This window comes from Clostridium peptidivorans (assembly GCF_900205925.1).
Taxonomy (GTDB): domain Bacteria; phylum Bacillota; class Clostridia; order Clostridiales; family Clostridiaceae; genus Clostridium_AK; species Clostridium_AK peptidivorans.
The window spans coordinates 21,854-48,740 of record NZ_OAOD01000023.1; the positions used below are offsets into that span (position 1 = coordinate 21,854).

The following is a 26,887-nucleotide window of genomic DNA, read 5'->3' on the forward strand; positions in this document are numbered from 1 at the left end:
ATGGCCAAATTAGATGACAAGAAACAATTAAAATGTTCTTTTTGTGGTAAAACACAAGATCAAGTAAGAAGACTTATTGCAGGGCCAGGAGTATATATTTGTGATGAATGTATAGAACTTTGTTCTGAAATAATAACTGATGAGTTTGAAGAAGATGTAAACGTAGAAATGGGTGCACTTCCAAAACCTATGGAAATAAAGACCTACTTGGATCAATATGTAATAGGACAGGATCAAGCAAAAAAAGCACTTTCGGTGGCAGTATATAATCATTATAAAAGAATAAATTCTAACGCTAATAATGATGATGTAGAATTACAAAAGAGTAATATATTATTATTAGGACCTACAGGTTCAGGTAAAACGCTACTTGCTCAAACTTTAGCAAAATTTTTAAATGTACCTTTTGCTATAGCAGATGCAACTACTTTAACTGAAGCAGGATATGTAGGTGAAGATGTTGAAAATATACTTTTGAAGCTTATACAAAATTCTGATTATGATATAGAAAGAGCAGAAAGAGGTATAATATATATAGACGAAATAGATAAGATAGCTAGAAAGTCAGAAAATCCGTCTATTACTAGAGATGTATCAGGTGAAGGTGTTCAGCAGGCACTTCTAAAGATTTTAGAAGGAACTATAGCATCTGTACCGCCTCAAGGAGGAAGAAAACATCCTCATCAAGAATTTATACAAATAAACACTACAAATGTACTATTTATTTGTGGAGGAGCTTTTGATGGAGTTGAAAAAATAATAGAAAAAAGAACCACAAATAGTTCTTTAGGATTTGGAGCAGATGTAAAATCTAAAAAAGAAAATGAAGCAGGAAAGCTTTTAAAAGATATAATGCCAGGAGATTTGTTAAAGTTTGGTTTAATTCCAGAGTTTGTAGGAAGATTACCGATTATAGTTACATTAAATGCTTTGGATAAGGAAGCTTTAATAAATATACTTTCTAAGCCTAAAAATGCTTTAGTAAAACAGTATAGAAAGCTTTTTGAGTTAGATGACGTAGAATTAGAATTTAATAATGATGCGTTAGAAGCCATAGCTGAGGAAGCTATAAAGAGAAATACTGGAGCTAGAGGACTTAGAGCTATAATGGAAGATGTAATGCAAAATATCATGTTTGATATACCTTCCGAAGAAAGTATAACTAAGGTTATAATAACAAAGGATACAATCGAAAATAAGAATCCCGAAGTTATTAAATCTGAAGATGGGAAAAGGACTCCTGTAAAAGTAAAAAAACCTAGAACTAAAAAGGGACCTGAAACAGCTTAAAATATCATATAAAAGGAATGGAGAAAACTCCATTCCTTTTTTTGTTTCCTTAAGAATATTAAAAAAAATTTAGTGCATAATAAAAAAAAGAAAAGTTATGAATGGGAGGAAGCTTTTATGAATAATGTGCTGTGGATGGTTCAATTTGCAATAACTATAATAATGGGGCTTTATTTTTTTAATGCCCTTAAAGGACAACAAAGTAATAAAGTAGTAGTTGATAAAGAAAACAGAAAGGAAACAGAAAATTTAAAGAAACTAAGAGATATAAACCTTACTGTGCCATTAAGTGAAAAAAGTAGACCTACTTCATTTGAAGATATAATAGGGCAAGAGAAGGGAATAAAGGCATTACAAGCAGCTTTGTGCGGACCTAACCCACAACATGTAATAATATATGGACCTCCAGGCATAGGGAAAACCGCTGCAGCAAGATTGGTACTAGAAGATGCAAAAAAAAGAACTTATTCGCCTTTTAAACCAGAATCTAAATTTATAGAAATAGATGCTACAACTGTACGGTTTGATGACAGGGGAATAGCAGACCCACTTATAGGTTCAGTGCATGATCCAATATATCAAGGAGCAGGTCCATTAGGAGTTGCTGGAGTTCCTCAACCAAAGCCAGGAGCTGTAACTAAGGCGCATGGAGGAGTGTTATTTATAGATGAAATAGGTGAATTACATCCTATAGAAATGAATAAACTTTTAAAGGTTTTAGAGGATAGAAAGGTATTCTTGGACAGTGCATATTATAATTCATCAGATCCAAATGTACCTAATTATATAAAAGATATATTTGATAACGGACTTCCAGCAGATTTTAGACTGGTAGGAGCAACAACTAGAAGCCCAGAGGAAATAGCTCCAGCCATAAGATCTAGATGTGTAGAAATATTTTTTAGATCTCTTCTTCCAGAAGAAATAGAAAAAATTGCATTAAATGCATCTCTAAAGGTGGATTATGAATTAGAAGAAAAGGCATTAAGAACTATAGGGAGATATGCAGGTAATGGAAGAGAAGCAGTAAATTTGGTACAGTTAGCTGCAGGTATTGCATTAAGTGATAACAGAAAAAACATTACAGTAGAAGATGTGGAGTGGATAATAGAAAATGGTCATTATAGCCCTAGACCAGAGATAAAGATACAGGATGAGCCAAGGGTAGGATATGTAAATGGTTTAGCAGTATATGGAGCTAATCTAGGAACAGTTATGGAGATTGAGGTAGCTGCTGCAAAAAATAGATTTGGAAAAGGTAAGATAAATATAACAGGAATAGTAGAGGAAGAACAAATAAGTAGTTACGGCAAGAAAATAAGAAGAAAAAGCATGGCAAGATGCTCGGTTGAAAATGTAATGACTGCTTTAGAAAATATATTTGACTTTAATTTTGAAGATCACAATATACATATAAATTTTCCAGGAGGAGTGCCTGTAGATGGCCCTTCTGCAGGTATAAGTATGGCAACGGCTTTATATAGTGCCATAACTAATACCTATATAGATAATAAAGTGGCTATGACCGGTGAGATATCTCTTCATGGAGAAGTAAAGCCTGTAGGAGGAGTAAATAGCAAAATACAAGCAGCCATTAAAGCAGGAGCAAAAAAGATTATAATTCCAGAAGAGAATTGGCAAGATAGCTTTGGCAGTATAAAAGAAGCAACTGTTATAGGAGTTAAAAGTATTCAGCAGGTGTTAGAAATGTCATTAATTAAAGAAAGTAACAACAACTCTTCGGTATATATTGAAACTACAGGAGAAGTGCTTTCTGCTAAGCCATTAAATAATACAATAAATAGCTAATTAATATAAAAGCTAATTATTATAGATAGCTATGCTTTAAGGTATATTATTAAAGCATAGCTTGATTTACATTTTAATTGAAAAAACTTTCTTTTATAGGTATAATATATTAGTCTAATTATATTTAGGTAATTGTTACATATTATAATTTTAAGAAGTGAGGGGAGAAATATGGAAAATGAATTGATAATTCTTCCTCTAATTCCTCTAAGAGGTATAACTATATTTCCATATATGGTTATGCATTTTGATGTAGGTAGGGAAAAATCAGTTTTAGCTTTAGAAGAGGCTATGTTAAATGGACAGAAGATCTTTTTGGCTACTCAAAAAGAAGCAAAAATAGAGGAGCCAGGAGAAGAGGATATATCTACAGTTGGTACATTTTGCAATATAAAGCAGATATTAAAGCTGCCAGGTGATACAGTAAGAGTATTAGTTGAAGGAGAAAAAAGAGCTACTATAAAAAATATAGTACAAATGGATCCTTTTTTTAAGGCTGAAATACATATATTAGAAGAAGAAGAGTGTGCAGAAGACAGTAAGTGTGAAGCACTTATGAGAACAGTTAGAAAATCTTTTGAAGAATACATAAAGTTATCAGGAAACATTCCAACAGAAGTAATACTTTCTTTAGAGGATATAGAAAGCCCTGGAAGACTCTCAGATGTTATAAGTTCCTATATGATATTAAAACAAAGCAAGAAGCAAGAACTTCTCGAAGCTTTTGATGTTGAAAAAAGATTAGAAGGACTTCTAATTGTATTAAAAAATGAAATAGATATTTTAAAAGTAGAAAAGAAGATAGGAATAAAGGTAAAAAATAAGATTGATAAAGTTCAAAAAGAATATTATCTTAGGGAACAATTAAAAGCTATACAAGAAGAATTAGGGGAAGAAGACGAAGATAAAAAGGAAATAAAAAGATATAAAAATAAAATAAATAAGGCAAAGTTACCTAAAGACGTTAAAGAAAAGGCACTCTATGAGTTAGATAGATTAAAAAATAGTGGTACATATTCAGCTGAAGGCGGAGTTATAAGAACATATTTAGACTGGATATTAGAACTTCCATGGAATAATGAAACAGAAGATGATCTTGATATAAAAGCAGCCAGGAAAACTTTAGAGGCTGAACATCATGGATTAGAAGATGTAAAGACCAGAATAATCGAATATTTAGCTGTCAAAAAGATGAGTAATACTTTAAAGGGGCCTATATTATGTCTTGTAGGACCTCCTGGAGTTGGGAAAACTTCCATAGGTAAATCCATTGCTAATGCATTAAATAGAAACTTTGTAAGAATGTCTTTAGGTGGAGTAAGGGATGAAGCTGAAATAAGAGGACATAGAAAGACTTATGTGGGAGCTATACCAGGCCGTATCATATACGGAATGAGACAGGCAAAGTCTAAAAATCCGTTATTTCTTTTGGATGAAATTGATAAAATGAGTAATGATTTTAGAGGTGATCCATCAGGGGCACTTTTAGAAGTTCTAGATAGTGAACAAAATAGTACTTTCAGAGATCATTACCTGGAGCTAGAATTTGATCTTTCTAATGTTTTATTTATAACTACAGCAAATACATTAGATACTATTCCTAGACCTTTATTAGATAGAATGGAAGTTATAGAGGTATCAGGATATACAACTGAGGAAAAATTCTATATAGCTAAGGATCATTTAATAAATAAAATTATTAAGGAGCATAATTTAGAAGAAGATGTAATAAAATTTTCTGAATCCGCTATATATTACATCATAGAAAATTATACAAGAGAATCAGGAGTTAGAAATCTTGAAAGAAAAATTTCTGCTGTAGTAAGAAAATCTATCGCAGAAATGGTTGAAAAGGATAAAGAGAATATAAATATAACAATAAATCATGTTAAGAAATATCTAGGACCTGAAGTTTATAGCTATGAAAAAGCAAACAAAGAAGATCAAGTAGGAGTAGTTATGGGAATGGCATGGACTGGTTATGGTGGAGATACACTTCCAATAGAAGTCACAGTCATGTCAGGCAGTGGGAAACTAGAACTTACAGGGCAATTAGGAGATGTAATGAAGGAATCTGCTAGAGCGGGATATAGTTATGTTAGAGCACATGCAGAAAAGTATAATATAAATCCAGACTTTTATAAAGAAAAGGATATACATATACATGTCCCAGAGGGAGCAGTTCCTAAAGATGGTCCCTCTGCAGGAGTAACCATGATTACAGCCATGGTATCTGCGTTAAGTGGTAGAAAGGTTAAGCATAATGTTGCTATGACTGGAGAAATTACATTAACAGGTAAGGTTTTAGCAATAGGTGGATTGAAAGAAAAAACACTTGCTGCCTTTAGAGCAGGTATAGATACTATTATAATTCCTAAAGAAAATGAAAAGGACTTGCTAAAGATTCCAAAGAGCATAAAAGGTAAATTAAATATAATTCTAGCTGAGTATATAGATAAAGTTTTAGATAATGCTCTTTTAGAAGAAAGTGGTAAGGAGTGGAAATGATATGGAAATAAAACAGTCAGAGTTCGTAACATCGGCTGTAAGTCTAAATCAATATCCTATAGATAGTATGTTAGAGATAGCTTTTGTAGGTAGATCAAATGTGGGAAAGTCTTCATTAATAAATAATTTAACAAATAGAAGAAAGCTAGTAAAGGTAAGTGGTACACCAGGAAAAACTAGGTTGGTTAACTTTTTTATAATAAATAATAGTTTTTACTTTGTGGATTTGCCGGGATATGGTTATGCTAAAGTATCTAAGGTAGAACAGGCTACTTGGGGTAAAACTATAGAAACATACCTTTTAAATAGACCTCAATTAAAGAAGATTATGTTACTAGTAGATTCAAGACATAAGCCTACTGAAGATGATATAATTATGTATAATTGGATAAAACACTATGGCTATGAATCTACAATAATAGCTACTAAGTGTGATAAGATAAAAAAGAGCGAAATGGCTAAGAGTATTAAGACAATTAGAGAAACTTTAGGAATGAGTGCAGAGGAAAAGATAATATTTTATTCTACTCTAAAGAAGATAGGCAAAGAACAAGTATTAGATGATATAGAGCTTTCATTAAATGGTGAAATGCTTTAGTAAGCTGAGGATATGTTTTGAACACTTAAAAAGTAATAAGGTATGCTCACAGCATACCTTATTATTTTTTACTTTACTAATATTTATTAAATACATAAAGTATAGGTGCTTTTTATGATAAAATAACAATATAATATAAAGTAAATTTCAATTTCAAGGAGGAAAAAAGGTGAATTTGAATCTTGCTAAAGATATTATAGTATTTGCGGTGGTTTGTTTGCCTCCTTTGCTTATACTATGGAAGGTTTTAAGAGAAAAAGGAATGAATAAGTTTTTATTATTATTTCTAGGGATAATATATATAGCAATTAGCTTATTTACTCAAAATTTACTTCCTTTTATAGCAACAACGATATGTATAGTTAGTTTTAGAAGAAGTGAAATTTATTATAAAGATTACAGGAAATATGGTTTTTCATTAAGAGGGTTTAATTTATTCAAGGGCTTAAAGTATGCTATGGTTTCTTATATTATGGTGATAATACTTGGAGCAATAGGTATGCAAGTGTTTGAATATTTTAAGCTATCTGTAAAGGAACAAGAAATTGTATCTATTATGATAGATGTTCCTCTTAGAACATTTATTATACTTATTCCAGTTACTGTGATTTTTGCGCCAATAGTAGAAGAGTTTGTATTTAGATGGCTATTCTTTGAAAGAATTTGTAAAAGAAGAATTGGTGTAATACTAGGGGCTATAATTACAAGCTTAATGTTCAGTGCTACTCACTTTAACTTAAAATCATCCTTTGTTATTTTTGGAATAGGACTCTTCAACTGCTATCTAATTCATAAGAAAGGGTATTGGTATTCTGTATTTAATCACATGGTGTTTAATTCCGTTTCTACTTTTTTGATACTATTTCAAAAACTAGGATATATAAATTTAGGATAGAGACTCAAAGGTATATTGAAAGTTAATGCTTTCAATATACCTTTTTTAAATATGTATTAATAGGGATTATTTTAATCACAAATCTTTGACATATTCATAGTATATATTATGAATGATTTATAAGAGATTAGTCCAAGGGGTTGAGATCCAATGATTTATAAAGAAATCAAGGATTTCATAAATCATGAATAAATCATTTCATAAAAACTCAAAAGAAAAAATATAAAGTATATGTACAAAAAATTGTTTTTAGAACAGTAGCAAAAATAAAAAAGCAGAATAGTATATATTAGAAGTACAAAAGAGTAGAAGAAACTTCTGAAAGGAGGAAGTGAATTGGATTTCAACAGCTTGTTAAACTCTTTAATGAGTGAGGACGGCAACTTCTCAGCAAAGTCATTGCTCGGAGGGGGAGGAAGATCTAACAATTTCTTTCTCATTATCATAGTAATCTTAATACTATGTGGATTTGGGAATGTAGGAAACAGAAATAATGGCTTCGTATGCTGCCCTTTGGATAATGATGATGATGATGATTGCTGCTGTTGCAGAAGACGTCGTAGACATCGAAAACATAAGAGGAAACGCTGTCATGATGAAGAGGAAGAGTGCTTCTTCTGCTGCCCAACTAACTGCTGCGATAATGGCTTCAATAATAATTGTTGCGGTGGTGGTGGCTTTGGCTTTGGAAATGGCTTTGGCAATGGCTGTGGCTGTGGCAATGGCTTTGGAGGAGGTAATTTCATATTCATAATAGCTATAATTATACTTCTCTTTTTATGCAGAAGAGATGATGATGACTGTAGAAGAGATGATAATGGCTTAGGCAGTATAATGAACTTAGGTCAAGTAAATACAAGAACACAGGATGAAGAATAAATTAGAATAAAAATCAAAATAAAATCAAAATAAAATCAAAACCAATGCCCATAGAAAGGGGGGTTTAACATGTCAAGAGAAAGATGTTGTTGTTGTTGCAGAACACCACGTAGAGAGTTCGGCATAGGCGGCGTTAACAGTTGCGGAAGCGGCAATGGCCTATTAATATTAATATTAATAGCACTTCAATTTAAAAACTGTAGAAGAGGTCATCATGACGACGATGACGATTGTCGTTCAGGAGTTATAGACAATAGTATATTATTCCTTATCACTTTATTCTTCTTAGTATGCCACAGCAATAGATTTACCTTAGGTTGTGGATGTGACGGTTTCGGTTTCTAATATTGACTAATTGGGGGGCTTTTTATAGCCCTCCTTATTAAATAAATGATCATATCTCAAGCCAGTGGAGATGTTTACTTATTAATTTTATATAGGAGGATTAGGATGGCTAAACATAGAAGGCATGGACATAATAGAGATATAGATAGAGATAGAGATGAAGACATTGAAAGAGGTAGAGATGGGCGTAGAGATAGAAATGGTAATAGGGAAAATGTACAAAATTCTAATAATATAAATAGTGCTATGAATAATATGAACAATATGAATAATATAAGTAATATGAATGGCAATAATATAATGGATATGTTGAATAATATAGACCAAGAGCAATTAAATAACTTCATGCAAAGCTTAGGAGTAAATAATCCATTTATGGGTAACATGGAAAATACGGGTGATATGGCTAACGCGGGAAATATGGCAAATATGCCTCCAGTACAAGATAAAACTGTTCAACTACTTTATACTTTAAAGCCTATGTTAACTCCAGATAAAGCAATGCTTATAGATAGAATAATACAAATCTATTCCTTAGGTAAGGTAATGAATAGATAATAAAAATAATAGAAAGGCATAGGTCTTTCTATTATTTTTTATACTATTCTAGACTATTAAAATCATCTGTATTTCGTATTGAACAATTTCCTTGAAAGATTCCACCATCTTTTATTATTATATTTTTAACGTTAATATCGCCTGTAATTTTTCCATAAGACTCGATACAAAGGGTTTCCTCGCAATTTATATTTCCATCTATTTTTCCATTTATATAGGCTGCTTTACAATATATATTTCCCTTGCAGTATCCTGTGGATCCAAAGATTATATCATTTTGCCATGTTATATTACCCTCCACGTATCCATCAACTTTAAGCAAATCATCACCTTTTAAGGAGCCAATAACACTACATCCTTCACCAATAAGTGTTTCAATTTTATTTATGGGAGTTTCTTTTTCATTGGATTTAAACATACAAAATACCTCCTATAACTTATATGTACAATTAAGATATTTATATTTTATAAGTTATAACATTATGAATAAAAAATAATATAATTTATTCTTTTATAATAAATTAACTAAAATTTATTCGTTAAAGGACGATAGTCTATATATAAGTATATAGGAGGATAAGTTAATGTCTAAGATTTCCCATTTGATGCAGCTTTTATTAACTTTACAACATAAAAAATTTACAACAGCTTCAGAACTAGCTGAAACCTTAAATGTAGATAAAAAAACTATTTATAGATATATAAATAATCTGAATTTAGCGGATATACCCATTCATACCAAAAAGGGAAGATATGGTGGTTTTTATATAGATGAGGAATTTTATATGAAACCTCCTAAATTGACTTTGGAAGAATTACATGCAATTTTAGCAGCAGAAGAAATATTAGGTTGTAATAGTATATTTCCATTTAAAAAAGATTTTAAAAACGCGATTATAAAAGTAAGGACTACTTGCATAGAAGAGCATGAGGAGTTAAATAATATTTATAAAAATCATAAATTTGATTTAAATAAACTAGGTAACGAATTGAGTTTAGATGAAAAGATAGAATACATAAATGCTTCTATGGATAAGGGAAGATCTCTTAACATAAGGTGTTTTTCTGAAAGCAAAAATGAAATAAGAGAAAGCATAATAGACCCATATAACTTGATTTATAAAGATGGAGAGTGGTTTGTAATTTGCTATTGCCATGAAAAAAATGAAGTGGAGGTTTTAAAGCTATCTAGGATTTGTGAATTTAAAATAATAAATTTTATATTTATAAAACCTCGTGATTTTTCATTAAAGGAATATTTGAAAAATCAGTGGGGAATTTTTTCTGGAGACAAAACTTTAGTAAAAATAAGATTTAATGATTCATTAAGTAAGTTCATAAAAGAAATAAAATGGTGTCCAAATCAAGTTATAGAGGATGGAAAAAATGGAGGCCTAATATTGAGCTTATTCTTAGATGATATAGGAGATATAAAATCATGGGTGCTAGGTTTTGGGGGAGAAGCGGAAGTTTTAGAGCCTAAAAGTCTAAGAAAAGAAATAGAAGAAGAAATAAATAAGTTAATAAAATTTTATAAATAAAGTTTTTAATAGATGTATAAAAGATAGTAAACGGGATATCATAATAATTGTAAAGGAGATAAAAATCTCCTAAGCATTAAATAAAGTTATATAATTTTGTTTAATGCAAGAACCCCCCATCCCCCTTTGGGACCGTAAAACGGTCCCGTTTCTTTTTTTGATATAATAAAAATAATAATTAATGCACACAATATACTTTAGATAATGTTTTATATAAAGTTAAAGTTGAGGTGATATAATGGCTAATTTCTTTCGTAAAAAGAAATTTTTAATTGCATTGATATTACTTGTGTGTATTTCAATAGTTTTCATAAGCTGCAATAAAGGAAAAAAGGGAGATAATAAAAATAAAGACTTAATAATGCAAGTGGAAATTAAAGATAATCATTCTCTTAGCATATTGAGAGCTATAATCGATGAATATAAGAAAGAAAATAAAGATGTAAATATTATTATTAATAGTTCACTTGGGGAAAGTATAATGAATGATGGAGATAAACAAGAAGGAGATATAATAGTTACTTCTAGAAACAAAATGATAGAAATGCAAAACAAAGGACTTCTTGAAGATATGCAGTCTTACTATGACAAGCTAAAATTAGATGAGAAGTATTATAAAGTAGTTGGTTCTTATGGAAGATATTTAAATAAATCTTATGGAATGTCCTTAATTCCATACACATTAGAAATTGCATATAATAAAGATGTACTAAAGAAGTATAATGTAAGCCCTCCCAAAACTTTAGGTGAAGCATATGAAATAATGAAGAAGGTAAATGAAGAGTCTATTAAAATTCCAGTGGTAGTTACAGAAGATGCTGATGTAAATAACGTAATTGCAGCACTTATAGCAGGTAATACAAGCAATATGTATGATATAGATAATATATATAATAGTTCAAAGGAAAAGTATCTAGAAAAAAAGGAAGTACAAAATATATTTGATTATTTAGATAGCTTAAGTAAACAAGGAATAATTAATCAAGGTACTTTTGAGATGGGAAATAAAGCTTCTATAAATAAGCTTACCGAAGGAGAAATACCTATGCTCATAACTATATCCTATTACATGAAGGAACTTGAAAAAGAGAATATAGGTTTAGTAACTAGCTATGCTCAGTCAGCATCCATTAAAGAAAATGTGCCTGTTATTGTAAACGGCTTATTATGTATACCTCTTAAATCAAAAAATCCTGTTGAAGCAGGTAAATTTATAGAATTTTTATACGGAAAGAAGATGCAAGAAAAGTTAGCTAAGCAAGGCTTTTTAACAGGAAGTAAGGAAGCAAATAAAATATTTATAGGCAATTCTGCTTTAGTGGTAAAACATTTGGAAGAAAGCAATGAAAACAGTATACTATTTATGTACAATTTACCTGAGAAAATTCAAAAGGGATTTTCAAATAAAGTAAAAAGTGTATTGAATAAAAAACACACAGGAAGCGAATGGAAGGAACTAATAGAAGAAGCAGGCTAATATTAGTCTGCTTCTGTTAATGTGTCTTTATTTTGCTTACATTCATTACAAAGACCATAAAAATAAATTTGATTTGTAAGAACTTCATAATTTGTATAAGGTGCAATTTTTTCATTTAAATCTGAAAAACATACATCTTTAATATCGTCTACTCTTCCGCATTGTAAACATTGTATGTGGGAGTGAGGACAAGTATTTCCATCATATCTAAAATTACCTTCTCCAACATTTAACTCTTGTACTAAATCTACTTCCACAAGAGTTTTTAAGGCTTTATATACTGTTGCTAAACTCATTGTAGGATACTCAGGCTGTAATGCCTTATAAATGGTTTCTGCAGAAGGGTGTTCCTCTGTGGATTTAAGATACTTATATACTGCAATACGCTGAGGAGTAAGTTTTAATTTTTTTTCTTTAAAAATAGCAGTAATATTATTCATAAACACCATCCTTCTTATAGATTAAATATATTATATAATAAACATTATTAGCTGTCAATTCGTATTAGCTAAAAGTATGTATTAGTAAATTATGTAAAAATAAAATGTACAATTAATTTGTACATTTTATTTTTGAAAAAGCTATAGTAATTATAAGTATTATAACTGAGGTAATTGCAATAGTTCCCCCAGGGGCGCAGTCTATGTAAAATGAAGTGAATAATCCAATCATTATATCTATAAGTCCAAATATTAAAGAATATATAAATGTAAACTTAAATCCTTTATTTAATTGCATTGCTGTAGCTACTGGTACTGCTATCATAGAAGATACTACAAGTATTCCCATTATTCGCATGGAAAGGGCGATGGTCGTTCCTACTAAAAGAGCAAAAATATAATTTATTAATTTAACATTTAGTCCTGCTATCTTTGCACCATCCTCATCAAATGTAACATAGGCAATTTTATTAAATAAAGATACTAATAAGCAAATAGATATTATACTTAATATTAATATAGTATATAAATCCTCGCGAGTAACAGTAAGTATACTTCCAAATAAAAATGAATTAACATTTGCAGAAGTTTTTCCTGTACTTATTAGGGTTATTGCAATTCCTAAACATAATGTCATTACAATGACAAGTATAAGCTCTGAATATTTTTTATAGTAGTTTCTTAACACTTCTATAAATATAGCGCATATAGAAGTAAATATAAAGGCACTTAATATGGGATTAAAGCCTGCTACAAGACCTATGGCCACTCCTGCAAAGGAAGCATGAGATAAGGTATCTCCCATCATAGAATATCTCTTAAGCACTAAAAATGTTCCTACAGAAGGACAAAGAAGTGCAATTAAGAAGGCTGCTATAAGTGCATTTTGTATAAATGTATATTGAAGCATAGTAACCTCCCAAAAATTATTTGTTTACGAGTTTTAAGCAATCGCAGTTAGGGTCGTGTTTCTTAGAGTCATTTAAATACCTTTTATAATCGGATATGGTATAAAAATATGCGCTTCCTCTATCCATTCTAATTACATGAGTTGAATATTTCAGCACTGCATCTATATTATGTTCCACAGACAATATAGTTGTACCAATTTTTATATTTAAGTCTTTTAAAAATGAATATATATCCCGTTGACTTTTAGTATCGATTCCGGTTGAAGGTTCATCAAGTATTATAATATCAGGATTACCCATAATAGCTCTTGCAATAAAGACCTTTTGTTGTTGACCTCCAGAGAGATTTCCTATCAAATGTTTTTTAAAGTTTTCCATTCCAACAAGAGATAATGAATCTTTTATAAGATTTTTTTCTTTTTTCTTTAAGACCTTTTGATGAAATTTCAATATTTCTTCTACAGTTATAGGAAACTCTGAATTAAAGTTTTCTCCACGCTGAGGAACGTATCCTATTTTACTTGTATGCAGATTTATCTTACCACTACATGGTTTTAATAGAGTTAAAATAAGTTTAACAAGGGTGCTCTTGCTACTTCCATTTTCTCCAACTACGGAAATATAATCTCCTCGGTGTATATTCAAATTTACATTTTCTAAAATATAAGGATGTTTTCCAGTATAAGAAAAATGCAAATTATTTATTTCAATCATAAATTAACTCCTTTCTTAAAAGTATCATAAATATTATATACCTATTTGCAAATTATTTGCAACATCATTGAAAAATATACTTGACATTAGTAAAATTGTGGAATAATATTATTAAGATGCAAGTCATTTGCAAGTGATAATTTAAGGAGAGAAAATTTATGAAGAAAAAGTTATTATATTTGGTTACTGTAATATCATTAATAATGTCTCTAGTCGCATGTAATAAAAGTGCTGATACAAAACAAACTAGTAAAGTAGAATCAAGTGGAAATGAAAAAATAAAAATTGCTGTTACATTTAATCCTTTAAAAGAGTTTGCAGAAGCTGTTGGAGGAGATAAGGTTCAAGTGGAGACGATTATTCCTAATGGTAGTGAACCACATGACTTTGATCCTAGAGCAAAGGATTTAATAAATATAGAAAATGCAGATATATTTGTTTATAATGGACTCAATATGGAGCCATGGGTAGATAGGGTAATTTCTAATCTTCAGAATAAAGATTTAATAAAAGTAGAATCATCTAAAAATGTTAATGCTATAAAAATAGAAGAAAATAAGCACGAGGATGCAGAAAAAAATGACCATGGGGATTATGACCCTCATATATGGCTAGGGCTTACTAGTGCAAAAGTTCAAGCTAAAAATATAATGGATGCATTAATAAAGGTTGATGGGAAAAACAAAGACTTTTATGAAAAAAATTATAAAGAATTTGAAAATGAAATAGATAAGTTATTAAATGAATATAAGCCTAAATTTGAAGCTTTAAAAAATAAAAATTTTGTTACTGGGCATGCTGCTTTTGCATATTTTTGTAGGGATTTTGGATTAAAGCAAAATAGTGTAGAAGGAGTATTTGCAGAGGGAGAACCAACCCCTAAAAAGCTTAAGGCGCTTACAGATTACTGTAAAGAAAATAAAGTTAAAACAATATTTGTAGAAGATATGGTAAGTCCTAAGGTGTCTGAGACCTTAGCAAAGGAAGTTGGAGCAGATATAAAAACTATATATACTGTGGAAGCCAGTGAAGACAATAAAAGTTACATACAAAGTATGGAAAGCAATATAAAGGAAGTATATGAAAGCCTTAAATAATTTATTTTAAAAGTTCTTTCACCAGAAAAAGGATTTTTGAATTTATAAAAAAAATAGTATAATTGATATAAGGGAATTAATATAAATAACTATGATTTATAAATTACAAAATAAATTATAAAAAAGGAGTGAACTTATTGCTTAAGTGTGAAGTATGCGGCAAGAAAGCCGAGATACACCACATAATCAACCGATGCCAGGGTGGATTGGATTGTGAAGTAAATTATAAGTATCTTTGTTCGGAGCATCACAGAGGTAGAAATAGTCCTCATAAGGACTCTAAAATTGATCTTGAGTATAAGTTAGAGCTTCAAGAAAAGTTAAATAAGCTTTTCTGTAAGGAGTTTTATACTTTAGAAGAAATAGAAGAAATACTTCACTTAAATAAAAGTAAGGCTAAGAAGATAATTAAGCAGTTAAAGTTGCATAAAGAAGGTTACAAAAGAGAAGATATAATTTTAAGATTTATGGGCAATAGAGTATATGATGAATACATGATGGATGAATATGATGATTTTATACCCTTAGTAGTAGTATAAAAAAGCAGTGGCAAAAGTTTGCTACTGCTTTTTTATATGTTACAAATTATAACATGAGGATATATTTATTGTTTAGTTATTATATATTAAAAGAGTATTAAAATTTCTTGAAATTAATGGTATTATTAGATTATGCTTAATTTTTATAATATTAAGACAGAGGTGATAAAATGACAAATATAAAAGTAAATCTTTTTGCATATCCAGAAATATTTAAGGATGGAGAAAAAATAAATTTCCCATTTAAAAAAGCAGAAGCATTAATTTTTTATATGGTTCTTTATAGACAAGCCTCTAGAGATACAATTGTAAATCTTTTATGGGGAGATTTAGAAGAAGCAGTAGCTAAGAAAAATTTAAGAAATGCTGTGTATTCTATAAAAAAGATATTTAATGAAGAAGTTCTTATTTCACCTAAAAGATCTGTGATTATGTTAAATCCAGAAATAAATGTAGAAGTAGACATAGAAAAGTTTTTATCATCATCTTTAGAAGAAAGTATAGAGGGTTATAAAGGAGATTTTTTAGAAGGATTTTATCTGAAATATGAGGAGTGCTTTGAAGAATGGGTACTGCAGCTAAGGGAGTATTATAAAGATTTATATATTCATAAACTTCAAGAGATAATCGAACAATATGAAAGTAGTAATGATATAAAAAAATTAAAGAAATATTGTAAGGCCCTTATATTAGTAGATGAATATAATGAAAAAGCATATAGAACAATTATGTATTCATATAAAGAAGAAGGAAAATATGATAAAGCAATATATATATATAATAAATTATTAGGCTTATTAAAAAAGGAATTAGAAGTTTCCCCAGATGAAAAAACCATAAATTTATACAAAGAAATAATACATATAAAAAACTCTGAAAAAGTTTGTGAAGAATGTGATGAATTTAGTTTTTTTTATGGAAGAAATAAAGAATTAAATTTACTTAAGAATAATTATAATAATTTTATATTAAATAAGTCTGTAAAAACACCTATTATAATTGGGGAAGCTGGTATAGGCAAAAGCAGTTTGGTATGTAAATTTTTAAGTACAATAAATACTAAAAAAATAAATGTCATAAGTACTGTATGTTATCAAGCAGAGGAAGAGTATCTTTTAAAACCATGGAATAATGTATTTAATCAAATATCTAATATAATACATTCTCAAAATATAAAAGTATCCCAAGAACTTATAGAAATTATAAGTTGTATTTTTCCAACGTTTCAGCTTAATAAGGGTAATCATACAAATATTTATAAAAGCATGGATATGATAAAATATCAAGCGGCGGAAGAAGCTGCCATAAAAATATTAAATGAGTGTGCAAAGAGTAAAAAGCTAATATTATTTTTTGATGATATACAATGGATAGATAAGCTAAGTATAACTATGCTTAAAAATTTAATATTGCAAAATAAGAATAAAAATATATTACCTATATTAGTATCAAGAGAAGAATATAATGATAAAATTATAAATTTTTTCAATCAGCTTCAGGTTAAAAATCTTACAAGTGAAATTCAGCTGGATAGGTTGAATAGGGAACAAACCATTGAATTCATATTAAAATATATACCGAATTTTAATTTAAATAATAAAAAAATAGAGGCTATATATGAAGAAACAGAGGGAAATATATTCTTTATAACGGAAATGCTAAATAATATAAAGGAAAGTAAAGATTTTAATTTGATTTCTCCTAAAATGGAAAATATACTTCAAACTAGATTATATAGTTTAAACAAAAGAGAAAGAAGAATTTTAGATATAATATCTGTATTTTTTGATAAGGTAAACTTTCAGAATTTAAAAAAGTTATGTAATTACGATGATTTTGAGCTTATTGACATATTAGGTGAACTAAAAAATAGATGCATTATAAGAGAAAGCTTTAAAAATGAAAACATAAATATTCAATTTACACATCAAAAGATGAGAGAATTTGTGTATTCGAAAGCAGGACTATTAGAAAAAAAAGTATTGCATGAAAAGATAGGGCAATTAATCGAAGAAAGTTTAAACCACAGTATAGCAGATAATATATTTAATTCTAAGCTTATATATCATTTTGAAAGAAGCGGAAATAAGCTTAAATCCTTAAAATATATGATAAAGGAACTAAATATGTATCTTCAAAGCCATCATGAAATATTCCCTATAGTAAATGAAGAATTGAAAAATACAACTCTAGGTTTTTTAACGGATGCAGAAGCCTATGATAAATTTGAAAAGTTTAATAATATACTTTATGAAATAAATGAAACTCCTGATAATGCAAAGGAATTAAAGGAACTTAAAATTACGTTAGAGTATATGATTGGTAGAAATCATATAAGAAGCGGCAATTATACCAAAGGTGTAGAAATAATGGAAAGTATAATAAATGAAGGTTCTTTAGAGGTACATATAACACATATACTTAATGCATATAAACAACTGATATATTATTCAATGAATATATATGATTCAGTTAAAATGGACAAGTATTTAAAGAGGGCACTAGATATAACAATTGAAAACGATTTAAAAGAAGAAATACCTATTTTATATAGGCTTACAGGATTTCAAAATATAATGCAAAACAAGTACGAAGAGGCTGAAGTGATTTTAAAAAATTCTATAGATAAGTTTAATGAATTAAGGGATAGAAATAAATATATATTAAATATAGCAGCAGCCTATGACTTTTTGGGTGAAATTAAAAAAAGAGAAGGTAAACTTGAAGAAGCCTTAAAAAATTATGAGAAGGCAATAGCTATGTGCGAAGAGAATCATATAAAACAGGGGTTGCCTATATTTTATACCCATGCAGCGTATGTAGCCCATGAACTTAATATAAGTGATACATCGAAGGTATATATAGAGAAGGCCTTAAATATGTATGAAAAAATGGATGTAATATGGGAGAAGGCTTCAGCTTATGGAATACTTGCATTAATTTTATCAAAGTCAAAAGATAACACAGAAGCTTTGAAGGCTTTTGCAAAAGCAGAGGCATATTATAAATTACTAAAGAATCCACAAGAATATGGCATATTAGAAGGCATAAAACAAAGAATAAACATTTAAAAATAAGCCTTTAATTTTTATTAAAGGCTTATTTTTATGATAACGTTTTGACTTTTTTTTGACTAAGGCTTGATAAACTATAAATGAAATTTTAAATCTTCAGAAAATTAAAGCAATAATAATGTAAGGGGGAAAAGAGCATGGAAAAATCAAAAGTTAAGGCTCATATTAGATGGTCTATATTTATACCAATGAGCGTAATACTCTTAATTGCAATTATTACAGGGGTAGTGGCACCAGAGCAATTTTATAATGCGCAAAATAAAATAGTTCAGTTTGCTTTTGAAGACTTTGGATGGTTGTTCCAAATATCTGGTAACTTATTTTTATTTATTTGTATTTTCTTTATGTTTTCTAAATATGGCGATATAAAATTTGGAGGACCGGATGCAAAGCCTACACTTAAGTATTGGGATTGGTTTGCAATAACACTTTGTGCAGGTATAGCTACTGGAATATGCTTTTGGGGAATTGCAGAGCCGATAACTCACTTTATGAATCCTCCAAAGGAATTGGGACTCAAACCAGGAAGTGAAGCTGCTGCAAATTTTGCTATGACTACATCATTTATTCACTGGACATTTATTCCATATGCTATGTATGCTATAGCAGGTTTGGGTATAGCCTTTTGTGTACACAATATGAAGCTTCCATATCAAATAAGTTCATTACTTTATCCTATTTTTGGTAAAAGAGTTTATGGAACTGTAGGTGCAGTAGTAGATAATATTTGTATGTTTGCAATGGTAGGTGCTGTAGCAGCAGTACTTGGAGTTGGAGCTATGCAAATGGGAAGTGGACTTAACGTACTTACAGGTATACAAACAGGGAAAACTCTGTGGGTTATATTATTAGCACTTTTAGTAATAGCATATATATTTTGTAGCTGGACAGGCCTTACAAAGGGTATAAGATGGTTGTCAGATAAAAATTCCAAAATATATCTATTCTTAATGATATTTATATTAGTGGTTGGACCAACTACATTTATATTAAAAATGGGTACACAAGGAGTAGGAGATTTTATACAAAATTATTTTACAAGAACTCACTACTTAAGCCCTATTGAAGGTTCAGAATGGCCAAGATGGTGGCCTATATACTATTGGGCAATATGGCTTGCATATGCTCCAATGGAAGGAATGTTCTTTGCTTCATTATGTAAAGGAAGAACCATAAGAGAGTTTATAATTGTAAATCTCATTTGCCCTGCAATATTTGGTATAGTTTGGTTTGCTGTGTTTGGAGGAGCTGCAATAAATGTTCAATTAAACGGTGGTGGATTATGGGAAGCTATACAGAAGGGTGGACTAGAGGCCTCAGTGTTTGCATTCTTGAGTCATTATCCACTTTCAAAGGTTATTTCTTGGGTTTTTGTAATAACTATATTTATTTCAATAGTAACACTTTGTGATTCTATGACTTCAACAGTTGCATCCCTTACAAGTACTGCATACAATGACGACAATCAAGAGGCACCAAGCTCACTTAAAATATACTGGGGAATTGCAATGGCTTCTATGGCTATAATAAACATTTTATGTACAGGTGGAGGAAAGATAACAGGAATAGATGCCACAAAGCAAATATCAACGGTTGCAGGATTTCCAATATTGTTTTTGATGTTAATTATGGCTTATTGTACGGTTAAATTAATAGTTAAGAGTGAAAAATATGATGTTATTTATCACCCTGATACTGCTCAAGTAGAAAAAATTTCATTAGAAACAAAATCTAATGGGGAAACAGTATAGCAAATAATGATTAATATATAACAATGAATAATTATTGAAAAAAGTCGGCTCAGGCCGACTTTTAACTAATACTTTATCTTGTAAAATATGTAATGACCCCTGGGGTTATGGAAGAAATTTGAAGGGAGAGTTTAAACTATGAAGGAAAAGACAATAGTGTTAAACGGTAAGGATTTAACTATAGATGATCTTAGTAAAGTTGCAAGAGAAGGATATAAAGTAGAGATAAGTGAAGAAGGAAAAAATAAATTACATGAATCAAGAAAGCTTGTATTTGATTTAGCAGATAGCAATGTCCCAGTATATGGATTTAATACAGGGGTAGGCTGGAATAAGGATAAAAGAGTGTTTAAGGATTTTTTTCAGGAGTACAACACCAATTTAATACGTGCTCATTGTGTAGCAATAGAGCCTGAGGCAAGTATAGAAGAAGTTAGAGCAATAATGCTTACAAGACTTAATACGTTGCTTTGCGGTTGTACAGGAATTCAGCCAGAAGTGGCTTTTATGTATGCAGAAATGTTAAATAGTGATGTAACTCCAGTTATGCCAGAAAGAGGTTCCGTAGGTGAAGCAGATATAGCGTGCTTATCTCATATAGGACTCACAATGCTTGGTGAAGGAGATGCCTACTATAATGGATTTAAAATGCCAGCAAAGGAAGCGTTAGAAAAGGCAGGACTAAATTCTGTAATATTAGGGCCTAAAGATGGACTTGCTATTGTAAGTTCTAATGCGTTAGCAGCAGGAGAGGGAGCATTAGTAGTAAAAGATGTAGAGGATTTACTAGATATTGCAGATATAATATATGCCTTATCCCTTGAAGGACTCAATGGAAATACCTCACCGCTTGACCCTAAAACTCATGAAGTTAGACCGTTCCCAGGACAAAGATATAGTGCAGAAAAAATAACAAAATATCTTGAGGGCAGTTATATTTGGGAGCCAGATTGGAAAAAGCCAGTACAGGATCCATTAAGCTTTAGAGGTTCGGCTCATGTGCATGGATCTATAAGAGATGCACTTGAGTATGTAACAAAATATTTGACAATACAAATGAACTCATCAGACGATAATCCATGTGTAATATTAGATGAGAGAAGAATGATATCTTGCTCTAATTTTGAACCAACTACTTGGGTACTTGGTTTTGAAATGTTAGGAATTGCGTTAAGTCATTTGTCAAAGGTTAGCTGTTATAGAACTATGAAGTTAAGTAATCCTGATTTTACAAAGCTTCCAAGATTTTTATCTCCAGCGGATAATGTAATATGCTATGGAACTATACAAAAGGCATTTACATCATTGGATGCTGAGATAAGACATTTATCAAATCCATCAACTAGTGACTTCTTTTCTGTTGCAGGAGATATAGAGGATCATGCTAATAACTCACCATATGTAGTACAAAAGACAAGAAAGATTGTTGATAATTTAAGATATATACTAGGTATAGAAATGCTTCATGCAGTACAAGCAATTGACTTGAGAAATGATATTCATCAAGGAAGAGGAACGAAAATTGCATATGAAACTATAAGAGAAGTTATTCCATTTTATCATAAGGACAGAAACCTAACAGAGGATATAAGAAAAGCTTATGAACTTATAAAATCAAACAAAATTTTAAATAGGGTAACGGAAGAAATGAGTAAAAACGAGTAAAAATATAACTATAAATTTTGGGCCAATGTAAATAAGATTTAAATATAAGGCGATGTTTATAATATTAAAACATCGCCTTATATTACTAATAACTAAATAGGAAATTACTTTGTGACTTTTTTTAGACTTTTAGATGATAATATTAATTTAAATAATGAATATGAGGAGCTGAAAAAGATGCTACTACACTTAAGAGTAAATGGAATTAATCATGAATTAGATATAGATCCAGCTAAAAGGCTACTTGATATATTAAGAGAAAATTTAGAGCTTACAGGTACAAAAGAGGGATGCAGCGAAGGGGAATGTGGTGCTTGTACAGTTATAATGAACGGTAAAGCAGTAAATTCTTGTATGGTGCTTGGAATACAAGCAAGGGATAAAGAAATACTTACTATAGAATATTTAGAGCAGGATGGAGAACTTGACCAGCTGCAAAAGTCCTTCATAAAAAAAGGAGCAGTACAATGTGGGTTTTGTACACCTGGAATGCTTATGTCCTGTAAGGCACTTCTTATGAAAAATTCCAGCCCTACATCTGAAGAGATAAAAAGAGCTATTGAAGGAAATTTATGCAGATGTACAGGATATACAAAAATAATTGAAGCAGTTATAGATGCTATCACTGTAGAAAAATAATAAAGCTTTATGGGAGGTAAAATTATGACTATGAAAGCAGAAACTCCAAAGAACTTAGAAGAATTTAAGTCTTTGCTTAAGAACATAGACAATAACACTTACTTTATATCTGGGGGCACAGATTTTATTGTAAAGATGAGAGAAAAGGGATTATATAATATCAATATAATAGACCTTTCAGGAATAGAAAAACTTAAATATATAAAAGAAGAAGATAACTTTTTAAAGATAGGTGCAAATACTACTTTTTCAGAAATAGAATATAACCCTACAGTAAATAAATATTTTAAATGCTTAAAAGAATCTGCAGAAAAAGTTGGTTCTACCCAAATAAGAAATACTGCAACCATAGCTGGAAACATAGCAAATGCATCTCCAGCAGCAGATTCCATTCCAGCACTTTTATCTTTAGATGCAGAGGTGAAAACCTTAAATAAATATGCACAAGAAAACATAAGAAAATTAGATGATGTGGTAGCAGGGCTTCATAAAAATAATTTAGAGCTTGGAGAAGTTATCACTGAAATCTTAGTTCCTTTAAAATACAAAGAATATAACACCTCATTTGTGAAGGTTGGAAGTAGAAGCAGCGTAACTATTTCAAAATTAAGCATTTCTATAGCTTTAAAATATGAAGATAGAATGAAAGATGTAAAAGTAGCAATAGGATCACTAGGGCCTAAGGCTTTTAGGTCTAAAATAGCTGAGGAATTATTAGAAGGTAAAGTTTTTACACAGGAGCTTTTAGAAGAATTTAAAGATACACTCCAAAGACAAGTTGATTTATCAATACCTACAAGGGAATCTAGACCTTATAAAAGAGAAGCAATAAGAGGAATTGGCGGGGATGTACTTAAAAATATTTTTAGATAATGGGATGGTGATAATATGGCGGAGGAATTTAGATATATAGGAAATTATGTTCCAGTACATGATGTAAATGAAAAGGTAACAGGAAAGCTAAAGTATGTAAGTGATATGAAATTTGAAGGAATGCTTCATGGAAAGCTTTTATTAAGTGATGTAGCTCATGGAATCATAAAGGATATAGATACAAAAGAAGCTGAAAAACTTCCAGGAGTTGTAAAGATATATACCTATAAAAACACACCTAAAAATTATTATAATTCACATAGATGGTATGAAGCATTAGAAACTATAAAAGATGAGCTGATGTTTGATAGTGAAGTAAGATTTGTAGGAGATAGAGTAGCGCTCGTAGTTGCTAAAGATAATTTAACTGCAGAAAAAGCAGCTAAACTCATAAAAGTTGAATATGAGAAGCTTCCTGTAGTTGTAGACCCTAGAGAAGCTCTTAATAAAAGTTCTTTTAAAATTCATGAAGAAAATGATAATCATGTAATGGACAAGAGAATTGAATATGGAGATAGTAGAAGAGCTTTTGAGAAAGCAGATTTAATAGTTGAGGATACTATAACTACTCCTAAAATACATCATGCAGCTATGGAAACCCATTTAGCAATAGCTAAAATAGATGAATTTAATAATATAATAGTTTATTCTCCATGTCAGGAGGTTTTTCAAAGTCAGCTTGTAGTGTCTGATGCACTTAATATACCTAAAAGAAAAATAAGGATAATAAAATCACCTATGGGAGGTTCCTTTGGGGGAAAAACTCATCCTATAGTAGAACCAATATGTGCCTATGTGGCATTAGATTTAAAAAGACCTATAAAAATTCAATTGGATAGAAGTCAAACCATAGTAGGCAGTAGAACAAGACATAATATAATAGGGAATGTAAAAACTGCTGTAACAAAGGATGGAAGTATATTAGGAAGAGAAGTTGACCTTATAGTAGATACTGGAGCATATTTTACTAATGGTGATGCAATTTGTATGTCCATCGGTAAAAAATTATCTAGACTTTATAGAATAGAAAATCAAAAATACACAGCTCATGTGGTTTATACAAATACTCCTATAGGAGGAGCCTGCAGGGGATATGGGGCACCTCAAGTTCATGCCATAACTGAAATAAATATGGATAACGTGGCAAGGAAATTAAATATGGATCCTGCAGAGTTTAGACTTAAAAATTTAGTGCATCCTTATGATAAGGATTTAGCTAAAGGAGTAGACCTAGGCAATGCTAGAGTAGTCGATTGCGTAGTTAGAGGGATGGAAAGGTTTAATTGGAAGGAGAGATGGAATGACACAAGCTTTGATGGAAGATATGCCACAGGAGTTGGAATGGCCTGTGTAACTCATGGAAATGGTTATTATGGAGCACATCCAGACTTTACTACAGCTACAATACAAATGGATACTGATGGAAGCGTACTTTTAAAGGAAACAGTACATGATTTGGGATGTGGAACTGTAACGGTTATGAGGCAAATAGTAGCAGAAGCTTTAGATATGGATATTGAAAAAGTAAGAGCACTAGAGGGGGATACTTTTGTAACTCCTTATGATTCAGCAGGAACTCAAGCAAGTAGGGTTACCTATGTAAATGGAGGAGCAGCTAAAAAGGTTTCAGAATTACTTAAGGAAAGAATAAAAAATTATGCTGCTAAAATACTTGAATGCAGTGAAGAAGATATAGTTATAAAAAATGAAAAGGCATGGAATAAAAACGATGAAGATAAGGTTTTAAGTTATGGAGAAATAGTGGTTTTAGCTGAGAAAAAGTTTAGCGATGATATGTCTGTAACTTATACCTATCACTCACCAGCAAATCCTGGAGTATATGCAGTGGTATTTGCAGAAGTCACAGTGGATACTTTAACGGGAATGACTAAGGTTAATGAAATATTAGCTGTACATGATATAGGAAGAGCTATAAACAAAACTTTTGTAGAAGGACAAATACAGGGAGCGGCACAAATGGGTATAGGTTATGCATTAACTGAGGAAATGGAAATAGATAAAAATGGAAGAATTAAGAACAACAGTTTCAGCAAGTACCACGTAGTAAATGCCCCTGATATGCCTAAAGTGAATATTGATTTAATTGAATATCCAGATGAATATGGTCCTTATGGTGCAAAGAGTGTTGGGGAAATTGCAACAAATGGGATGGGACCGGCTATTATAAATGCTATAAATAATACTCTTAAGGTTAACATAACTGAGCTTCCAGCAACTCCAGAGAGAATAATATCCGCTTTGAAAAATAGAAAATAAAGGATATAATTATAATATAAGTAATATTATGATTAAAAACTGGGGGTTAATTAAAGATGGAAGCAAGGATAATGGAAGAAGTACTAAAGAAAGTTAATGAAAATAAAAAATGTGCTTTAGCAATGGTAACGGAAGTACAAGGATCCTCTCCAGGAAAAATAAACGCAATGATGGCTGTTTTTGAAGATGGTACAACCTGTGGAACTGTAGGCGGCGGAAAGCTTGAATATACAACAATTAAGGATTCTTTAGAATGTATAGAAAAAGGAATAAGTAAGGAATTTATCTATTCATTGCAGACCGGTGAAGGAGGTCTACAAATGGACTGCGGGGGACAGACTAAAGTATTTATAAAATCCTTTTTACCTACACCTAAACTTTTAATAGTTGGGGGTGGACATATAGGAATAGAGCTTGCAAAAATTAGTAAGTTTTTAAATTACTATACAGTAGTATTTGATGATAGAGAAGAATATGCAAATAAAGAAAGATTTAAAGATGTAGAAGAAACCATTGTAGGAGATTTTAAAGAAAACTTAAGTAAATACCCTATTGATGAAAACACCTATATAATAATAGTAACTAGAGGGCATTTATGTGATGAAATAGCTTTAGAAAGTGTAATTAATTCAAAAGCTAAATATATAGGTATGATAGGAAGTAAGGGCAAAGTTATAAATATGATTAATAGACTTCAAGAAAAGGGAGTAGATAAAGAAGCTTTAAATAAGGTATATGCTCCTATAGGCTTAAAGCTTGGAGGTAATGAGCCAAATGAAATTGCTATAAGCATATTTGCAGAAATTTTAATGATTAAAAACGGCGGGGCCTTGAAGCATATGAAACTTTAGAAATAATGCGACATTTTTAATGTTGAACCTCCCGCAGGGAATTTGCATTTAAGAAAGCGTTCGTTTCGCAAAAAAGGTCTAATATTTCTGAAATTAAAATATCTAAACCTTCTAAACTCCCTTTGGTCAGACAGTAGAAGGTTCTTAACGACATTT

The 26,887-nt window shown here is 30.4% G+C and carries 23 protein-coding genes; 19 read left to right on the forward strand and 4 right to left on the reverse strand.

Features of this window, described 5'->3' with window-relative positions:
* The 8 genes from clpX (at position 1) to CRN98_RS17980 (ending at position 8,882) form a co-directional block, all read left to right on the forward strand.
* Positions 1-1,290, forward strand: coding sequence for an ATP-dependent Clp protease ATP-binding subunit ClpX (clpX, locus tag CRN98_RS14760; RefSeq protein WP_097028195.1), 1,290 nt, complete (start codon positions 1-3; stop codon positions 1,288-1,290).
* A 117-nt stretch (positions 1,291-1,407) separates the two neighbouring features.
* Entirely contained in the window at positions 1,408-3,099 is a 1,692-nt protein-coding gene (gene lonB / locus CRN98_RS14765) for an ATP-dependent protease LonB (protein WP_097028196.1), read from the forward strand.
* Between the two features lie 171 nt (positions 3,100-3,270).
* Positions 3,271-5,607: an endopeptidase La gene (gene lon / locus CRN98_RS14770; RefSeq protein WP_097028197.1), complete on the forward strand. Its 2,337-nt coding sequence runs from the start codon at positions 3,271-3,273 to the stop codon at positions 5,605-5,607.
* A gap of 1 nt (position 5,608) precedes the next feature.
* Positions 5,609-6,205, forward strand: coding sequence for a ribosome biogenesis GTP-binding protein YihA/YsxC (gene yihA, locus CRN98_RS14775; RefSeq protein ID WP_097028198.1), 597 nt, complete (start codon positions 5,609-5,611; stop codon positions 6,203-6,205).
* A gap of 169 nt (positions 6,206-6,374) precedes the next feature.
* Positions 6,375-7,100 (forward strand): CPBP family intramembrane glutamic endopeptidase, encoded by a 726-nt coding sequence (locus CRN98_RS14780; RefSeq protein WP_097028199.1) that lies wholly within the window; start codon positions 6,375-6,377, stop codon positions 7,098-7,100.
* Between the two features lie 336 nt (positions 7,101-7,436).
* The gene (locus CRN98_RS17790) at positions 7,437-7,979 is read left to right on the forward strand and encodes a hypothetical protein (protein WP_179632179.1); all 543 of its coding nucleotides are present in this window, start codon (positions 7,437-7,439) and stop codon (positions 7,977-7,979) included.
* 69 nt (positions 7,980-8,048) lie between these two features.
* Positions 8,049-8,324 (forward strand): hypothetical protein, encoded by a 276-nt coding sequence (locus tag CRN98_RS14785; protein ID WP_242960994.1) that lies wholly within the window; start codon positions 8,049-8,051, stop codon positions 8,322-8,324.
* A gap of 105 nt (positions 8,325-8,429) precedes the next feature.
* Entirely contained in the window at positions 8,430-8,882 is a 453-nt protein-coding gene (locus tag CRN98_RS17980; RefSeq protein ID WP_242960996.1) for a hypothetical protein, read from the forward strand.
* 43 nt (positions 8,883-8,925) lie between these two features.
* Here CRN98_RS17980 and CRN98_RS14795 read toward each other — a convergent pair whose 3' ends face one another.
* Positions 8,926-9,300, reverse strand: a complete 375-nt coding sequence (locus CRN98_RS14795; protein WP_097028200.1) for a bactofilin family protein — start codon at positions 9,298-9,300, stop codon at positions 8,926-8,928.
* Between the two features lie 166 nt (positions 9,301-9,466).
* Between CRN98_RS14795 and CRN98_RS14800 the strand changes: the two genes are divergently transcribed.
* Positions 9,467-10,423, forward strand: coding sequence for a helix-turn-helix transcriptional regulator (locus CRN98_RS14800; protein WP_097028201.1), 957 nt, complete (start codon positions 9,467-9,469; stop codon positions 10,421-10,423).
* A 238-nt stretch (positions 10,424-10,661) separates the two neighbouring features.
* On the forward strand, positions 10,662-11,900 hold the full coding sequence (locus CRN98_RS14805) for an ABC transporter substrate-binding protein (protein WP_097028202.1): 1,239 nt from the start codon (positions 10,662-10,664) through the stop codon (positions 11,898-11,900).
* A gap of 2 nt (positions 11,901-11,902) precedes the next feature.
* On the opposite strand, the gene perR is transcribed toward CRN98_RS14805, so the two are convergent.
* From perR to CRN98_RS14820, 3 genes are all read right to left on the reverse strand, one after another.
* Entirely contained in the window at positions 11,903-12,340 is a 438-nt protein-coding gene (gene perR / locus CRN98_RS14810) for a transcriptional regulator PerR (protein ID WP_097028203.1), read from the reverse strand.
* A gap of 112 nt (positions 12,341-12,452) precedes the next feature.
* On the reverse strand, positions 12,453-13,250 hold the full coding sequence (locus tag CRN98_RS14815) for a metal ABC transporter permease (RefSeq protein ID WP_097028204.1): 798 nt from the start codon (positions 13,248-13,250) through the stop codon (positions 12,453-12,455).
* 16 nt (positions 13,251-13,266) lie between these two features.
* Positions 13,267-13,965 (reverse strand): metal ABC transporter ATP-binding protein, encoded by a 699-nt coding sequence (locus tag CRN98_RS14820; RefSeq protein WP_097028205.1) that lies wholly within the window; start codon positions 13,963-13,965, stop codon positions 13,267-13,269.
* Positions 13,966-14,123: 158 nt separating this feature from the next.
* On the opposite strand from CRN98_RS14820, the gene CRN98_RS14825 reads away from it, so the two are divergent.
* From CRN98_RS14825 to CRN98_RS14865, 9 genes are all read left to right on the forward strand, one after another.
* Positions 14,124-15,062 (forward strand): metal ABC transporter substrate-binding protein, encoded by a 939-nt coding sequence (locus tag CRN98_RS14825; protein WP_097028206.1) that lies wholly within the window; start codon positions 14,124-14,126, stop codon positions 15,060-15,062.
* Positions 15,063-15,199: 137 nt separating this feature from the next.
* Positions 15,200-15,601 carry an HNH endonuclease signature motif containing protein gene (locus CRN98_RS14830; protein ID WP_097028207.1) on the forward strand — a complete coding sequence of 134 codons (402 nt, stop codon included), beginning with the start codon at positions 15,200-15,202 and terminating at the stop codon, positions 15,599-15,601.
* A 170-nt stretch (positions 15,602-15,771) separates the two neighbouring features.
* Positions 15,772-18,672 (forward strand): AAA family ATPase, encoded by a 2,901-nt coding sequence (locus CRN98_RS14835; RefSeq protein ID WP_097028208.1) that lies wholly within the window; start codon positions 15,772-15,774, stop codon positions 18,670-18,672.
* A gap of 140 nt (positions 18,673-18,812) precedes the next feature.
* On the forward strand, positions 18,813-20,426 hold the full coding sequence (locus CRN98_RS14840; protein WP_097028209.1) for a BCCT family transporter: 1,614 nt from the start codon (positions 18,813-18,815) through the stop codon (positions 20,424-20,426).
* A 138-nt stretch (positions 20,427-20,564) separates the two neighbouring features.
* Complete coding sequence (locus CRN98_RS14845; protein ID WP_097028210.1) at positions 20,565-22,091, forward strand: HAL/PAL/TAL family ammonia-lyase; 1,527 nt, start codon at positions 20,565-20,567, stop codon at positions 22,089-22,091.
* Between the two features lie 177 nt (positions 22,092-22,268).
* Entirely contained in the window at positions 22,269-22,730 is a 462-nt protein-coding gene (locus CRN98_RS14850; protein ID WP_097028218.1) for a (2Fe-2S)-binding protein, read from the forward strand.
* A gap of 24 nt (positions 22,731-22,754) precedes the next feature.
* Positions 22,755-23,603, forward strand: a complete 849-nt coding sequence (locus tag CRN98_RS14855; protein ID WP_179632181.1) for an FAD binding domain-containing protein — start codon at positions 22,755-22,757, stop codon at positions 23,601-23,603.
* A gap of 15 nt (positions 23,604-23,618) precedes the next feature.
* On the forward strand, positions 23,619-25,880 hold the full coding sequence (locus CRN98_RS14860) for a xanthine dehydrogenase family protein molybdopterin-binding subunit (RefSeq protein ID WP_097028212.1): 2,262 nt from the start codon (positions 23,619-23,621) through the stop codon (positions 25,878-25,880).
* Between the two features lie 56 nt (positions 25,881-25,936).
* Positions 25,937-26,731, forward strand: coding sequence for an XdhC family protein (locus CRN98_RS14865; protein ID WP_097028213.1), 795 nt, complete (start codon positions 25,937-25,939; stop codon positions 26,729-26,731).
* The last annotated feature ends 156 nt before the right edge of the window (positions 26,732-26,887 follow it).